The sequence below is a fragment of the Meiothermus sp. genome (assembly GCF_026004075.1).
Lineage (GTDB): Bacteria > Deinococcota > Deinococci > Deinococcales > Thermaceae > Meiothermus.
Genome location: NZ_BPIK01000001.1, coordinates 717,791 through 731,976, shown reverse-complemented (window position 1 = coordinate 731,976; position 14,186 = coordinate 717,791). Strand labels below are relative to the sequence as shown.

Below are 14,186 nucleotides of genomic sequence, written 5' to 3'. Positions count from 1 at the left end.
CACCTTTTCCCACAGAGCCATACCATCAAATCATAAGCCCCCAGCCAAAACCGGGGGCATGAGCGAACAAACGGTGTTCTGGCCTACTGCCCGGCCACTTTGCGGGCCTGGCGCACCACATCGTAGTCGGAGTCCTGAGCTGGGATCATGTAGTCGATGCGGTAGAGGTTGAACAGCAACTTGTTTTCTGGGGTTTTGATACCCTGCAAGGCCGCCGCAATGCCGCGCGAAAGGGTGGGGTATTTGGCATAGAACTGCTTGGAGACCGAGAAGGTATCGCCAGGGATGGGCCTGGAGTAGAAAATAGCGGTGAGCTGGGCGGCTTCCTCGGGTTTGAGGAACTGCGTCCAGGCCCCGCTCTTGTTGCGGTTGTCGTTGGCAAAGGTAGCCGCCGCATCCACCGACCTATTCAGCACCGCCAGCACCGCTGCATCGTGCCGACCGGCAAAGGTTTGCTTGGCGAAAAGCTTGTCGGGGTCGAGCTTCTCGGCCACCAGCGCGGCCCGCGGGAACACGTAGCCGGCGGCGGAGTTTTTGTCTACCCAGGCGATGGTCTTGCCCTCGAGGTCGCGCACGCTCTTGATGCCCGAGTCCTTGCGCACCACGATGGCCGACCAGTAGTAAGGGCTGTTGCCGCGCACGCTCTTGAGGAGCACCTGGGCGCCCACATCCTGGTTGGCAATCACATAGCCGTCGGGTGGGAAGAAAGCAAAGTCGAGGTTGCCACCGCGCATGGCCTCAATCAGGCCACGGTACTCGGTGGGGATGAAGATTTCCACCTCGATAGCCCCCTGGAAGCGGCGCTCGAGGTAATCGGCAATGGCCTGAGCCGCCGGGCGAAGCTGATCAGAGTTTTGGGTGGGGTTGAACCCAATGCGTACCTTGACCGGGTTCTGAGCCAGACCCACCGAAAGACCAAAAGCCAGTAAAGCCAACAAAAGAAACAGGCTGCGTTTCATACGCCCAATAGCCTACACCAGCCGATGTCAGAATTGAATCAGGTCAAAATTTTGAGCGAACTGGATTGCGTTACTTTATGTTTGCTGCACCTGTCTGCTGAATACTGTTCTCGAGCCCCTTGCCCCAGGCCCATCAGCAAGTAGAATGCACCCTGCATGCATGCCCTCATCTTCGATTTCGACGGCACCATCCTGGACACCGAAAAGAGCGAGTTTCAGGCCTGGCAGGAGGTGTACCAGGCCCATGGGGCCGAGCTAACGCTAGAGTACTGGCTTCCTTTCATCGGCAACAACTCCATCCCCTTCGACCCAGTCGGCAACCTGGAGCAGCTTGTGGGTATGCCGCTGGACAAGGAAAGCATCGAGCGCTGGGTGGACGAGCGCAAGCAAAGCCTCAACCAGTCGCTCCAGCCCTTACCGGGGGTGCTGGACTACCTCGAGGCCGCCCAGGCCATGGGCCTCAAGCTGGCCGTAGCCAGCAGCTCGAGGCGGGTCTGGGTGGAGGAGCATCTGGAACGGCTGGGCTTGCTGGGGTATTTCCAGGTCATCCGCACCAAGGAAGATGTGGCCATGACCAAACCCGACCCCGCACTATTTTTACGGGCTGCCGAGGGACTGGGGGTTTTGCCCCAGGAGACCATCGTGCTCGAGGACTCCCTGAACGGGGTGCGGGCCGCCAAGTTGGCGGGGGCCTTTACGGTGGCCGTCCCCAACGCTCTCACCCAGCACCTCGACCTGGGCCAGGCCGACCTGGTGCTCACCCGCCTGGACGACCTGGCGCTGTGGGACCTACTGCGCATTGCCCGGCAAAAGGGTGGTGCAGGGCTACTCCCCGTTGTTTAGAAAGCGCAGGATGCCTCGAGCCATGGCCAGGGCCAGGGTCTGGCGGTACTCGCTGGTCTGGAGGCGGCGGCCCTCGACGGGGTGGTTGGCGAAGCCCACCTCGACCAGGATGGCCGGGATGCGAGCGTTGCGAATCACGTAAAAGGGCGCCTGGCGCACCCCTCGGTCGGCTGCGCCGGTGGCCTGCAACAGCGCCCCCTGCACATAGTGGGCCAGTTGCCGCGAGAACTTGAGGTTGGACTGGGCGATCAGGTCGCGCACCAGGCGCTCCCCCACACTCTGGGCCTCGCGGGTCAGTCGCTTTCCCAACTCGCCCCCACCGTTCTCGCGGATCACCTGGGCCAGCAGGCTCTGGTCTAGGGTGCTGCCGAAGTAGTAGGTCTCGATGCCCTGAGCCGGGTTGGGCGCGCTGTTGACGTGGATGGAGACAAACAGGTTGCGCCTGGAGTTGGCCATCTCGGCCCGCAGGCCCAGGTCGGTGGCTTTGTCGGGGGAAAGGTGGGTATCGCCGCTGCGGGTCAGGATGACCTCGATGCCCTCTTTTTGCAGCAGTTGGCGCAGGCGCAGGGCCAGGTCGAGCGTCACCTCTTTTTCCACCACAAACCCTACCGCGCCGGGGTCGAGGCCGCCGTGGCCGGGATCCAGCACCACCACCTTGGGCTGGGGGCGGGGCTTGGGGGGGAGGGGCCGGGCCTGGGCCGGAGGGCTGGGCTTCGGGGCCGCGGTGAGCACATCCACCACCAGGCGCCGCCGGTTCCCATCGTCCAGAACCACGGTCTTAACCTCGACGTTTGGCTTCAGGCGCACGAACACCGTGGCGCCGTTGCCGACCACCACCACCTGGTACGAGGCTACCTGGGGCGAGCTTACATCCACGTCGGCGGCCCCGGCACCAATACCACTGAAGCGCAGGGTAAGGGTGTCGGGGGATTGGGCAAGCTGGTACTGGGTTCGGGCCTCGAGGTCGAAGACCAGCCGGGTGTAGCCTTCGTGCAAACCCAGGCGTGGAAACGCCAGCACCGGGGCCAGCCATACGATGACGAAGGCCAAAAGCCGCATCTTTTTGGAGTATAGCCGAAGCCGCTGGGTTTTTATTAGATCGTTGACCCAGCACGGTTGATGGTTTGCTCATTCGGTTCATGCCCCAGGCTCTACGATTGAGAACATGAAACGTTGGTGGATTCTGCTCACTTTTCTTTCTTTGATTGCGCTGGCCTCGAGGTTTGCCGGTTTCGAGGTGCGGCCCCGGGGCAACTCGGAGCTGGACGTGGGCACCGGCGTCTACACCCTGCCCACCGGCGGCACCATCACCGACAACAAAAGCGGGCTGGTGCTGGAAGCCCGTTACATCCAGTACAAGGACGGCGAGTTCATCCGGGCCCAGGGGGCCACCCTCAAGGCCAAGGAGGGCGATTTTAGCGCGAGCAGCCTGGAGTACCTGCAAAAGCCCGACACCCTGCGGATGAGCGGGGTGCGCTTCAGCTCCAAGGAGTTCAAGGCCCTCAGCGCCCAGCAGGGGCTCTTGCTCGGCGACGACGTGCTGGTGCTCAAGGGCGAGGTGCGCTCGAGCGAGCCGGTGCTCGAGGCCAGCACGCTCATCGTGGACGCCACCAAAGACCTGGCTTTGGTGCTGGGGGCTTTCACCTTCCGCGACGGGGCCACCACCCTCAGGGGCAACCGGCCCGACAGCACCTTGCTGCTGACCGTTGGCGGCGGCAAAGTGCGGGCCAACACCCGCGTTCCAGCCGATATTTTCAACCGCCTGCGCCCCTACGCCGATAAACTGTAGGGCGTGTGCGTGGAGTATACGAAAAACAAACTGCAAGATTCGCGAATACTGAGCCCCGGACTGGCTTTTTGTATGGGCTTGAAAGCATCGAGCCCATCCACCCCCCTGTGCCGTAAGACCGGGCTGCTCCCCCTGCTTTGCGCCCTGGCCCTGGGCTGGAGCGGCCTGGCCTGGGCCAGCCCCGTCCCGTGCACCGAGCAGCCCTACACCCTCGAGACCCCCGAGGGGCTGGCCGGTGGGGGGAACCTCGAGTTCGACGGCGATCTGGCGATCTTTAGCGATGGCGCCTGCCTGCAAACCGAGGGACTATCCCTGCGGGCACCTGAACTGCGCTACGACCAGCAGAGCGGCGAGCTGACGGCCTCGCAGATTGAGGTGGAAACCCCCCGCTACCGTTTTTGGGCCCAGGAAGGCCTCGTCAAAAGACAGGTCTTGCAGGCCCTCGGGGTTCGCATCACCACCTGTCGGTGCGGCGACGACCTGCGGCTGTTGTCGGAACGTCTAAATTTCGACACAAAGAGCGGTGAGGTGCTCCTGGAAGAAAGCCGGCTCGAGGCCTATCGGTTAGGTCTGGCCCAGTTCGAGGCCCTGCGCCTGAATGTAAACCGACCCCTGGGCGAAAGCCTGGGCCTGCAAACCGGTGAAGCCGACACCCTGCTGTTTCCCCTACGACTGGACTTCGATCAGGGGCTCAACCTGGGCCTCAGCGAGTTTCCTTTGCCCGCGGCAGGGGTTAGTGACAAGTTCAGCACCCGCATAACCCTGCTGGGCCTGCGCCTGGGCAGCCCCGACCCAATTCTCAGGCTGGGGTTTTCAGGACGGGGCGAAGGCAACCGGGCCAGGCTCGAGTTCGACCTCAAGCCCAGCGGCCCGGCCAGCCGGGGCGAGGTGGAGGGCGGCCCCGTATTTTTTACCCACGACAGCGAGAAAGGGCGCTATGCCTTCGGCTTCAGGCAGTCTTTTACGCTGGATCGCTTCACCCTTATCCCCTACGGCTGGATTGCCCAGGACTGGCCCGATGGCACCCCGGCTTCCCAGGTGCAGGGCCTGGCCGCCGGGGCCGAGCTGCGCTACCGCTTCGAGGTGCAGGAAGGCCCCTTTCGCTTCCGCCTCGAGCCCTTTGGGGTGCTGGGTTTCTATAACCAGCCCCAGCAGTACGTGGCCTACGGAGGGTACGCCGAAGGCCGCTACGAGGGTGAGTTTGCCTTGCGTCTGGGCTATAACTGGGCCATCGAGTCTACCCCTGGGCGCTTCTGGCTCGAGCGCCGGGAAGCCACCCAGAAGCTCTCCGGGAATCTGAGGTATCAGAACATCGGGCTCGAGGCCACGCACGATTTTCTTTTGAGTCAAACCCAGGCCAGCCTGCGCCTTGGCTACCCCCAGAGCTACGGCGAGTTCTGGGCCAGGCTCAACACCTGCTGGAACTGTGTGGGCAAAACCCTGAGCAACGGGCGCGACGACTGGGAACGCCGCGAGCTGGTGCTGGGCTTTACCCCGGTTCCCCTGAGCTGTACCTACGACCTCAACCTGACGCCCTTTCTCGGGTATGATTTCCTGCGCCAGGGCGTGAGCCGCTGGGGGTTGGAGCTGCGCTACGCCGACTGTTGTTTTATCTGGCGGCTGGGCTACCAGGAAATCCGTATCGCCCAGGACCCAGGCGAGATACCCAGTGGCAAACTGGTGTTTGGACTTGAAATCCGATGACCCATCTGGATCGTTACATTCTCCGCGAAGCCCTGCCGGTCTTTTTGTTCGGGCTGGTGCTCTATGTGAGCTTTGGGCTCATCAGCAACATCCTGCCCAGGGCGCAGTGGATGGGCACTGCCGAGCTCGGCAGCATTCTGAAGTGGCTGGCCTTGCAGGTGCCCTATGCCACCGTGCAGGCCATGCCCATCGCCGGGCTTCTGGCGGTGATGCTGGCTTTTGGCCGGCTGGCGCGGGAAAACGAGCTACTGGTGATGCAGGCTGGGGGCATCTCAGTGCTCCGCACGGCCCGGCCCTTTTTGCTGGGGGGCCTGCTCCTGAGCGGCTTCTCGCTGGCCCTCTCGGAATGGGTGGTGCCCTGGGCCAACCGGGCTACGGCGGTGGTGTACTGGAACGAGCTGATCCCCGAGCGCACCCCCCAGTTCAACCTGGTGGGGCGCGAGCTTACGGTGGGTGAGTACATCCTGCGCTACGATGGCTTCGACCCGGCCAAAGACGAATTCCAGCGGGTGCGCCTCGAGCGCTGGCAGGATCAGACCATGACCGTAATCCTGGCCCAGACCGCCCGCCTGCAGGGCCAGCGCATCGTGCTCAGGGATTACCGGGTCTTTACCCTGGATTTTGCCCAGCTTCCCCTGCCCGAGTTCGCCACCCTCGAGGCCGCTCAGGAGGGCTTGCAGGGCGTCTTCAGGGCGCAAAATATCGGCCAGCCAGGAGCCGAACTCACCGTGCGGCTCTCCCGCAGCCGCGAAGACCTGGAAGCCCAGTACGCCGGGGGTGGGTTTGAAGTGCCCGTAGCCCTCTCGGAGTGGTGGCGCAAGCTGCAAGACCCTCGCACCCCACCCCGTGAGTTGCGCGAGGCCAAGGCCCAGTGGCACGCCACCATCGCCCTGGCCCTGGCCAACCTGATGGTGCTGGTGCTGGCCCTGCCGGTAGCGGTGCGCCGGGCCACCAGCCCCGGTACGGCGCTGGGCCTGGCCCTGGTGCTCACCATTGCCTACTACGTGGCCTTTAGCACCGGCAAGGTGATGGCACTCTCGAGCCCGATTCCCCCCGAGGTGGGGGCCTGGGGGGCGAACCTGCTGGGCTTGGTGGTGGGCCTCTGGATGGGCAAGGGCGTCTATCGCTAGCCTGGCAAAGAGAACCGGCCATGTACTAAGCTCTACAACAGGTGTTTTGCATGATTCCCGTTCTTGACCTAAAGCGCGAGTACCTCGAATTGAAAGCCGAGATTGACGCCGCCGTAGGGCGCGTGCTGGCTTCCGGCGGGTTTGTGGGCGGCCCCGAGGTTGCAGCCCTGGAAGCCGAACTTTCCGATTATCTGAAAGTGCCCTATGTGATCACTTGCGGCTCCGGAACCGATGCCCTCGTCATCGCCCTGCGGGCCATGGGCTTGGGGCCGGGGGATGAGGTCATCACCACGCCTTTCACCTTTATCGCCACCCTCGAGGCCATCCAGCACGTGGGGGCCCGGCCCGTGTTGGTGGACATTGACCCGCACAACTTCAACCTTAATCCGGCCCTGCTCGAGGCCGCCCTTACCCCGCGCACCAGGGCCATCCTGCCGGTTCATCTATACGGCCAGGTGGCCCCCATGGGCGAAATACTGGAGTTCGCGCGAAAACACGGTTTGCAGGTGCTGGAGGACGCAGCCCAGGCCATCGGGGCGCGCTACTGTGCCCCTGGCTGCAAGCATCCGCGCGGGCACGCCTGCGACTGCCCGCATCCTCAGGCCGGCACATTGGGCGATGCGGGGGCTTTTAGCCTTTACCCCACCAAAAACCTAGGTGCATATGGCGACGGAGGCTTTATCGCCACCCATCACCCGCACATCGCCGAGGAGGCCCGCCTCCTGGCCGTACATGGCTCCAAGGAGCGCTACCACCATGTGCGCCCGGCGGGCTACACCTCGAGGCTCGATGCGCTCCAGACTGCCGTTCTGCGGGTCAAGCTCCCCTACCTGGAAACCTGGAACGCCCGCCGCCGCCAGATCGCCCAGATCTACAACGAGCACCTCAAAAACCACCTCCAGACCCCCTGTGAGATGCCCTATGCGCTGCACGTCTACCACCAGTACACGGTGCGCCACCCCGAACGCGACCGGCTGGCCGCCCACCTGAAGCAGCAGGGCATCGGCAGCAGCGTGCACTACCCACTGCCAGCCCACCTCCAGCCGGCCTACCGCGACCTGGCCCCAAAAGGCTCCCTTCCAGCCGCCGAAGCCGCCGCCCGCGAGGTGCTCTGCCTGCCCATGCACCCCTTTCTGGAAGAGGCCCAGCTCGAGGCGGTCATCCGGGCCGTGCAAAGTTACGCCTAGGCAGGGCACATTCTCCGCTCCTAGCCCCATTTATACTGGGGTGCTATGTCGGAGAACCCTTTGCTGGAAGTGCGCTACGATATCCCTTTTAGCCAGATCCGCCCCGAGCACATCGAGCCGGCCATTCAGACCCTCCTGGCCCAGGCCGAGGCCGAGTTAGAGGCCATCCTGCGGGTGGAAGGCCCCCGCACCTTCGAGAACACCCTGCTCCCCCTGGATCGGCTGGGTGAGGGGCTGGGCTACGCTTTTGCGCTGGTGGCCCACCTCGAGAGCGTGGTTTCTACGCCCGAGCTGCGCGCGGCCTACAAGGCCATCATTCCCCCCATCACCGCCTTCTACACCAAGCTCCAGATTTCCGCCGAGCTGTACCAGGCCCTCAAAGACTTCGCCGCCACCCCCGAGGCCAGCCAGCTCAGCCCCGACTGGGCCCGCTTCCTCAAGCTGCGCCTGGACGAGTTCCGCCGCCAGGGGGCCGACCTGCCCCCCGAGAAGAAAGCCCGCCTCGAGGCCCTCAACACCCGGCTTTCGGAGATCACCACCCAGTTCGAGCAGAACCTCACCGACTCCACCGCCGACTGGGAGCTGTACCTGGACGAAAGCCAGGTGGCGGGCCTGCCCCCCAGCGCCCTCGAGGCCGCCCGGCAGAGCGCCCGCACCAAGGGCCGCGAGGGCTACCGCTTCACCCTGCAGCAACCCAGCTACCTGGCCCTGCAAACCTACCTGGACGACGCCGAGATCCGCAAGCAGGTCTACCTGGCCTACCACAACCGCGCCACCGAGCCAGGGCGCGACAACCGGCTCTTGATCGATGAAATTCTGGCCCTGCGCCGCGAAAAGGCCGAACTGCTGGGCTATGTCAACTTTGCCGACTACGTGCTGGAAAACCGCATGGCCGGCAAGGCCGAGACCGCCCTGCGCTTCGAACAAGACCTCAAAGCCGCCTACGAGCCCCATTTCAAGAAAGAGCTGGCCGCCCTCGAGGCCTTCCGCCGCGAGCTGGAAGGCCCCCAGGCCCCCCCGCTGGAGCCCTGGGACATCGCCTACTACGCCGAGAAGCAGCGCAAGGCCCTCTACGACTTCGACGAGGAAGAGCTGCGGCCCTACTTTGCCCTGCCGCAGGTGCTCGAGGGGCTGTTCGAGATCGTGCGGCGGGTCTTCGGCCTCGAGGTACGGGAAGTAACCGGCGTGGACACCTGGCACCCCGAGGTCAAAACCTACGAGATCTACCGGGAAGGCCGGCGCATCTGCCGTTTCTTCACCGACTGGCACCCCCGCGAGAACAAGCGCGGCGGGGCCTGGATGAACACCCTCATCCGCGGCGTGCGCAATGGCAACACCACCGAGCCCCACCTGGGCCTGATGTGCGGCAACCTCACCCCCCCGGTAAGCGACCGGCCCGCTTTGCTCACCCACCGCGAGGTCGAGACCATCTTCCACGAGTTTGGGCACCTGTTGCACCTGGCGCTCTCGAGCGTGGAGGTTCGCAGCCTGGTGGGCACCCAGGTAGCCCGCGACTTTGTCGAGCTGCCCAGCCAGATCATGGAAAACTGGTGCTGGGAGCGCGAAGCCCTGAACCTGTTCGCACGCCACTATCAGACCGGCGAACCCATCCCCAACGAGCTTTTTGAAAAAATGCTGCGGGCCAAAAACTACTGGGCCGCCAACCTGGGCATGCGCCAACTGGCCTTCGGAACGGTAGATCTGGCCCTGCATGTTCACTACACCCCCAGCGACGGCGATGTGGTCGCCTACGCCCGGCAGGTCATGCAGCCTTTCATGCCAGCCCCACTACCCCAGGACTATGCCTTTGTGGCCGGGTTCGCCCACCTGTTCGGGCATCCGGTGGGCTATGCCGCAGGCTACTACTCCTACAAATGGTCGGAGGTGCTCGACGCCGACGCTTTCTCGCGCTTCAAGGCCGAGGGCATCTTCAACCGCCAGACCGGTGAAGACTTCATCACCCACATCTTGAGCAAAGGCAACTCTGTCGACCCCGCCGAGCTCTTCCGGCGCTTCCTGGGGCGCGACCCTGACCCCAGGGCCTTGCTAGCGCGCTCAGGGCTTCTGGACTGAGCCGCTGCCTAAGGCGAAACATCCCCCCATAAAACCCGCAGGGTGGTGCCATAGCGGCTGTTATCCTGCGGGTCGAGTTCTTCCACCGCTTTTACATAACCACCGCGCATCACCACCCGGATGCGCAGGTTGGGCCGTTTCCAGTCGTATACCTCGCGCCCCCAGTCCCAGTCGTCGTACTGGCTGAAAGGCCCAATGCGCTCGATGATGTCTTCCAAGGACAGTTCCACATAGTTATCCCACCGGGAGAAAAACGCGCATATGGTTTCTTCGGAGAAAGGCATGGGTTTCTCCAATGGCGAGCGAGTAGCCTTCAAGTGACTGGCCAGTCAATGGTTTTGAGCCTTAAGGCCGACGCATGCCAGCTGTCTGAGGCGAGGGGCTACCCGCACCGGCCAGGCGAGCAAACTCCTTCGGGTCTACCGAGCGCGACTGCCCCATCTCGTAGGTAATCAGCTTGCGCTTGAATAGGTCGGCCAGGTGGGCATCCATGGTGATCATGCCGTACTGGCCGCCAGTTTGAATCACACTCACCAGCTGATGGCTCTTTCCTTCGCGGATGAGGGCCCGCACCGCTGGGGTGGCAACCATGAGCTCGTAGGCCAGCACCCGCCCACCGCCAAAAGCTTTGGGCAGCAGTTGTTGGGTGAGCACCGCGACCAGGTTGTTGGAGAGCTGCACCCGTACCTGCTCCTGTTGAGACTCCGGGAAGACGTCAATAATGCGGTCGATGGTCTCGGGGGCGCTGTTGGTGTGCAGTGTGCCCATAACCAGGTGCCCGGTCTCGGCGGCGGTGATAGCGGCCGAAATGGTCTCATAGTCGCGCATCTCTCCTACTAGAATCACGTCAGGTGCCTGTCGCAGCACCGAGCGCAGGGCCTTGTCGAAGCCGTGGGTATCGGAACCGATTTCACGCTGGTTGATAATGGAGCTCTTATGCCGGTGGAAAAACTCGATGGGATCTTCGATGGTCACGATGTGGCAGCGTTTGCGCTCGTTGATATAGTCGATCATCGAGGCCAGGGTGGTGGATTTGCCCGAGCCGGTAGGCCCGGTTACCAGCACCAGCCCACGCGGGCTCATGGCAATATCGGCCACGGTCTTGGGCAGACCCAGCTCCTCAAAGCTCTTGACGTTGGAGGGCACCACCCGCAGCACCCCACCCACACTACCGCGCTGCAAGAAGATATTGACGCGGAAGCGGCCTTTACCCGGCAGGCTGAAGGAGAAGTCGAGCTCCTTTTCCTCCTCAAAAACCCGCTGCTGCTTCTCGTCCATCAGAGCATAGGTCAGGCGCCGGGTTTCCTGGGGGGTTAGGGGTTCAAACTCGGTAGGGTGAAACTCCCCGTCAATTTTTACCATGGGGGGAAGGCCCACTGTGATCACCAAATCCGAAGCACTGCGTTCTACCGCCAGGTTGAGCAGATCTACAATATCGGGTGCTTTGCTCATGCGCGTCTCCAGTTACCTACCCAGGATACGCCAAGGCTAGGGCAAGATATGTTCATTTGCCGATACAGTATCGTCTGGGTGATAAAACCCCGCCCGAAGCCCATTAGTCTCCCGTTGCTTTTAGCCTCGTCTATTTTGCGCCCAGGTATTTGAAGTAGCGTTCCCGGGTAATCATGCCGTGCACAGTATCGCCATCGGCCACAAACACAATCGGGTGTTGGCGAAAGAGCGAGCCCAGTTCGCTTGCGGCGGTATCACCTGGAACCACCGGGGCTTCGTCCCAGGGTACCAGGGAGTCGGCAATGCCGATGACGCCCACCGGATGCCCCGCCTCGAGCAATACCGCTATACTACCCTCGAAGGACTGTAGCGCGCTGATAACCGGCACCGGCCTGGCCAGTTTGCGGGCCGAAGTAGGGGCAAAGATACCTGCGGAAAGCAGGGTGGTGGTGGTCACCTTGACCGCCCTTTTGGCAATAAGAAGGCTAACCGTAAAAACCAGCAAGAAAGCCAGGCCCTCGAGGACGCCAAAAAAGTTGAAGCCCTCCCAGCCAAACTGGCCCCGCCCACCCAAGGCCCAGTGTATAAGCCCCGAAACCATCAACCCTGCAATTAGGGCTGCAAGATAAGCAATTAGACCCGCCAGGCGTAAATCACGAACAGTTCGCATCCGGCTTCTAGTCTACACCCCTATACGGGGAGGCTCCAGACCAATCGATCTGTAGCTTGGCAAATGGGAAAAAGCTTCTGCCCATGCTTGGCTGTACGGGTTCAATGGACTACCTCAACCATGCCAGATCTTCTTCTTTATCTATATCTACCCCCACCTCGGCATAGGGGGTGATCAGTGCCCTGGCCGGAACACCAATGATTTGTGAAACCCTGGCCTCGAGCCCGGCTATATCGGCCCGACCCAGAATTACCTTAATCAAGGTTCCAAAGCCGATCATCTGGGCCAGCGCCAGTGGTTTTTTACGCAGCTCCAGGGCCCGCCGGAGCAAAGGCAGGGCCGTGAAAAATAGGTCTCTATCGATAATGACCAGGTTGCCCCCGGTAAAAGCGCCCTCGCGGATTCGAGCATAGGTGCGACGCATCCCAGGAAAACGCTGCTCGATGGTGGATTTGGCAATGATGGTATAAACGAAGCCCGCCTGGGGCGCATTTTCCAGCACCCAGCGCACGGCCTCTGCGCGCAAAAACGGCATGTCCCCCGTTGCAACCAGCACCTTGTGGCCCTTGGCAGCATGGATGCCCGCCTCGAGGTTGGCTAGCAGGCTGCCGTGGTCGGGCAGCGCCCGTTGGGGCGCGGGGTTCAAGGGGGTGGACGGCCCTACCAAAATGACTTCCAGCCCGGCCTGTAGCAGGGCCTCGAGGGTGTATTCCACCAACGGACGGCCCCGGTAGGGCACCAAGGTTTTACTGGCAACACCAAATTTTTGTGCGAGGGGGTCGTTGGCGCTACCCCCGGCCAACACAATCGCTTCCACCGGCCTAGTTTACCCTTAGTTGCCTATCTCTCTTTACCCAGGCTAGGTACTCAGATACCCTAGAGTGTATGGACGACCTGCTCGAGCGGCTGGGGAATCATCTGGTCTGGCGCATTGGCAAGGCCGAGGGCGAGGATGTGCTGATAGTGCGGGTTGGGCTGGCTTCCGCAGCCCCCGAGTTCGGTCACCTGGCACGCCTGCGCAATGTAACCGATGAGGAAATCGAGCAGCTGGCACAATCCGGGCAGCTTCGGGTCGAGTGGGTCAACTAAGCACCCGGCAAGAAGCTGTGCCCCCCGACTCAACACAGCAAGTCGCGTTTTCCTGTTCAAAGACCTATTTACTCTGCCTGCGGGAGCCCCAGAGTAAGAAACAGTGTTAGGACACTTGGATGATACTAGAAAAGTCTTTCAACCTCTGGCTGCCTGAGCCGCCCGAACACCTGCTCCAGCCCGAGCGGGTGTTCGCTGGCAAACCCCCGTTTGGCGAACTCACCCGCCGGGATACCACCCTCGAGGGTTATCTGGTGGCCGAGGCCCCGCTGTTTGGCGAAATCCAGTTTCCTTTCCACAGCCGTATTCATCCACAGGGCCTGGCGGCGCGCCTCGAGGCCCTGCCCCTCCCCGAGCCCCCGGCCTTCTGGGCCGAGCTCGAGGGCCATGGTGAGGTGGTAGAGGGGGGCATCGCCTATCAGCTCACCCTCCACATCCACGCCACCTTACCCCAGGGCGAAAAATGGGGCGGGCGGGCCCTAGGCCGGCTGGCTGAGGCCGCCTTTGAACGCAATGTGGAGCGGGTATTACAGCGGCTGACCCAGACCTAATCCGCACCGCCCATCGGCTTCGGACATATACTAGTAGCAGGTGGAGGTGAGATCATGGTCGAGGTACGCTATCTAGGACACTCAGCGCTATACATCAGCGACGGAACCACCCGTATAGTGGTAGACCCTTTCCTCACCGGCAATCCTAAAGCGGCCCTCGCCGCCCATCAGGTAGAGGCCGATCTGATTGTGCTCACCCATGCCCACGGCGACCATTACGGCGATAGCGTCGCTATTAGTCAGCGCACCGGGGCTCCCATCGTCTCCAATTACGAAATTGTCAGTTATGCCGAGAAGCAGGGCGCCAAAGGGGTGGGTATGAACCTGGGCGGCACCTACAAGTTCAAAGGTGGCTGGCTCAAGTGGTTACCGGCCTGGCACTCTTCTTCTTTTCCCGACGGAACCTACGGTGGACTGGCCCAGGGGTTTGTGCTCGAGCTAGGCGGTAAGCGCCTGTACATCGCAGGGGACACCGCCCTATTCAGCGATATGACCCTGGTAGCCCAGTACAGCCCCGATCTGGCTGTTCTGCCCATTGGCGACCACTTCACCATGGGGCCGGATGACGCGCTAAAAGCCCTCGAGCTTATCCGCGCCAAGCAGGTTTTACCCGTGCATTACAACACCTTCCCTCCCATTGCCCAGGATGGCGCGGCCTTTGTTCAACGGGCTGGCCTGCTGGGGGTAGGGGGCAAAGCCCTGCAACCAGGTGAGCACATAACGCTCTCGTAACAGGCCT

The 14,186-nt window shown here is 62.4% G+C and carries 15 protein-coding genes; 9 read left to right on the top strand and 6 right to left on the bottom strand.

What is annotated here, in order from left to right:
* Positions 1–83: 83 nt before the first annotated feature.
* Complete coding sequence (locus Q0X18_RS03545) at positions 84–959, bottom strand: phosphate/phosphite/phosphonate ABC transporter substrate-binding protein (RefSeq protein ID WP_297558649.1); 876 nt, start codon at positions 957–959, stop codon at positions 84–86.
* A gap of 156 nt (positions 960–1,115) precedes the next feature.
* Between Q0X18_RS03545 and Q0X18_RS03540 the strand changes: the two genes are divergently transcribed.
* Positions 1,116–1,802: an HAD family phosphatase gene (locus Q0X18_RS03540; RefSeq protein ID WP_297558646.1), complete on the top strand. Its 687-nt coding sequence runs from the start codon at positions 1,116–1,118 to the stop codon at positions 1,800–1,802.
* Here the strand turns inward: Q0X18_RS03540 and Q0X18_RS03535 are convergent.
* The gene (locus tag Q0X18_RS03535; RefSeq protein ID WP_297558643.1) at positions 1,785–2,861 is read right to left on the bottom strand and encodes an N-acetylmuramoyl-L-alanine amidase; all 1,077 of its coding nucleotides are present in this window, start codon (positions 2,859–2,861) and stop codon (positions 1,785–1,787) included. The genes Q0X18_RS03540 and Q0X18_RS03535 overlap by 18 nt on opposite strands.
* A 106-nt stretch (positions 2,862–2,967) precedes the next feature.
* Here Q0X18_RS03535 and Q0X18_RS03530 point away from each other — a divergent pair, with 106 nt between their 5' ends.
* The 5 genes from Q0X18_RS03530 to Q0X18_RS03510 all read left to right on the top strand — a co-directional run bounded on the left by Q0X18_RS03530 (position 2,968) and on the right by Q0X18_RS03510 (position 9,685).
* Positions 2,968–3,591, top strand: coding sequence for a hypothetical protein (locus tag Q0X18_RS03530; RefSeq protein WP_297558640.1), 624 nt, complete (start codon positions 2,968–2,970; stop codon positions 3,589–3,591).
* Positions 3,592–3,663: 72 nt separating this feature from the next.
* Positions 3,664–5,295 (top strand): hypothetical protein, encoded by a 1,632-nt coding sequence (locus tag Q0X18_RS03525; protein WP_297558638.1) that lies wholly within the window; start codon positions 3,664–3,666, stop codon positions 5,293–5,295.
* A complete protein-coding gene (locus tag Q0X18_RS03520; protein WP_297558636.1) occupies positions 5,292–6,425 on the top strand; it encodes an LptF/LptG family permease in 1,134 nt (377 codons plus the stop codon). Before Q0X18_RS03525 ends, Q0X18_RS03520 begins: the two co-directional genes overlap by 4 nt.
* 50 nt (positions 6,426–6,475) lie before the next feature.
* Positions 6,476–7,612, top strand: a complete 1,137-nt coding sequence (locus tag Q0X18_RS03515) for a DegT/DnrJ/EryC1/StrS aminotransferase family protein (RefSeq protein WP_297558634.1) — start codon at positions 6,476–6,478, stop codon at positions 7,610–7,612.
* A 45-nt stretch (positions 7,613–7,657) separates the two neighbouring features.
* Entirely contained in the window at positions 7,658–9,685 is a 2,028-nt protein-coding gene (locus tag Q0X18_RS03510) for a M3 family metallopeptidase (RefSeq protein ID WP_297558632.1), read from the top strand.
* Positions 9,686–9,693: 8 nt separating this feature from the next.
* Here Q0X18_RS03510 and Q0X18_RS03505 read toward each other — a convergent pair whose 3' ends face one another.
* The 4 genes from Q0X18_RS03505 to Q0X18_RS03490 form a co-directional block, all read right to left on the bottom strand.
* Positions 9,694–9,915 (bottom strand): hypothetical protein, encoded by a 222-nt coding sequence (locus tag Q0X18_RS03505; RefSeq protein WP_297558629.1) that lies wholly within the window; start codon positions 9,913–9,915, stop codon positions 9,694–9,696.
* Positions 9,916–10,030: 115 nt separating this feature from the next.
* Positions 10,031–11,137, bottom strand: coding sequence for a type IV pilus twitching motility protein PilT (locus Q0X18_RS03500; protein ID WP_297558627.1), 1,107 nt, complete (start codon positions 11,135–11,137; stop codon positions 10,031–10,033).
* Between the two features lie 130 nt (positions 11,138–11,267).
* Complete coding sequence (locus Q0X18_RS03495; protein ID WP_297558624.1) at positions 11,268–11,807, bottom strand: hypothetical protein; 540 nt, start codon at positions 11,805–11,807, stop codon at positions 11,268–11,270.
* 109 nt (positions 11,808–11,916) lie between these two features.
* Positions 11,917–12,624, bottom strand: coding sequence for an NTP transferase domain-containing protein (locus Q0X18_RS03490; protein WP_297558621.1), 708 nt, complete (start codon positions 12,622–12,624; stop codon positions 11,917–11,919).
* 68 nt (positions 12,625–12,692) lie between these two features.
* On the opposite strand from Q0X18_RS03490, the gene Q0X18_RS03485 reads away from it, so the two are divergent.
* The 3 genes from Q0X18_RS03485 (at position 12,693) to Q0X18_RS03475 (ending at position 14,179) form a co-directional block, all read left to right on the top strand.
* Positions 12,693–12,896, top strand: a complete 204-nt coding sequence (locus Q0X18_RS03485) for a DUF3248 domain-containing protein (protein WP_297558619.1) — start codon at positions 12,693–12,695, stop codon at positions 12,894–12,896.
* Positions 12,897–13,015: 119 nt separating this feature from the next.
* A complete protein-coding gene (locus tag Q0X18_RS03480) occupies positions 13,016–13,447 on the top strand; it encodes a DUF3809 family protein (RefSeq protein ID WP_297558617.1) in 432 nt (143 codons plus the stop codon).
* A gap of 54 nt (positions 13,448–13,501) precedes the next feature.
* Positions 13,502–14,179, top strand: coding sequence for a metal-dependent hydrolase (locus Q0X18_RS03475; protein WP_297558614.1), 678 nt, complete (start codon positions 13,502–13,504; stop codon positions 14,177–14,179).
* Positions 14,180–14,186: the final 7 nt, after the last annotated feature.

Coding starts and splice junctions, on each gene's coding strand:
- Q0X18_RS03545 (WP_297558649.1), bottom strand. CDS start 959: ATGAAACGCAGCCTGTTTCTTTTGTTGGCTTTACTGGCTTTTGGTCTT.
- Q0X18_RS03540 (WP_297558646.1), top strand. CDS start 1,116: ATGCATGCCCTCATCTTCGATTTCGACGGCACCATCCTGGACACCGAA.
- Q0X18_RS03535 (WP_297558643.1), bottom strand. CDS start 2,861: ATGCGGCTTTTGGCCTTCGTCATCGTATGGCTGGCCCCGGTGCTGGCG.
- Q0X18_RS03530 (WP_297558640.1), top strand. CDS start 2,968: ATGAAACGTTGGTGGATTCTGCTCACTTTTCTTTCTTTGATTGCGCTG.
- Q0X18_RS03525 (WP_297558638.1), top strand. CDS start 3,664: ATGGGCTTGAAAGCATCGAGCCCATCCACCCCCCTGTGCCGTAAGACC.
- Q0X18_RS03520 (WP_297558636.1), top strand. CDS start 5,292: ATGACCCATCTGGATCGTTACATTCTCCGCGAAGCCCTGCCGGTCTTT.
- Q0X18_RS03515 (WP_297558634.1), top strand. CDS start 6,476: ATGATTCCCGTTCTTGACCTAAAGCGCGAGTACCTCGAATTGAAAGCC.
- Q0X18_RS03510 (WP_297558632.1), top strand. CDS start 7,658: ATGTCGGAGAACCCTTTGCTGGAAGTGCGCTACGATATCCCTTTTAGC.
- Q0X18_RS03500 (WP_297558627.1), bottom strand. CDS start 11,137: ATGAGCAAAGCACCCGATATTGTAGATCTGCTCAACCTGGCGGTAGAA.
- Q0X18_RS03495 (WP_297558624.1), bottom strand. CDS start 11,807: ATGCGAACTGTTCGTGATTTACGCCTGGCGGGTCTAATTGCTTATCTT.
- Q0X18_RS03485 (WP_297558619.1), top strand. CDS start 12,693: ATGGACGACCTGCTCGAGCGGCTGGGGAATCATCTGGTCTGGCGCATT.
- Q0X18_RS03480 (WP_297558617.1), top strand. CDS start 13,016: ATGATACTAGAAAAGTCTTTCAACCTCTGGCTGCCTGAGCCGCCCGAA.
- Q0X18_RS03475 (WP_297558614.1), top strand. CDS start 13,502: ATGGTCGAGGTACGCTATCTAGGACACTCAGCGCTATACATCAGCGAC.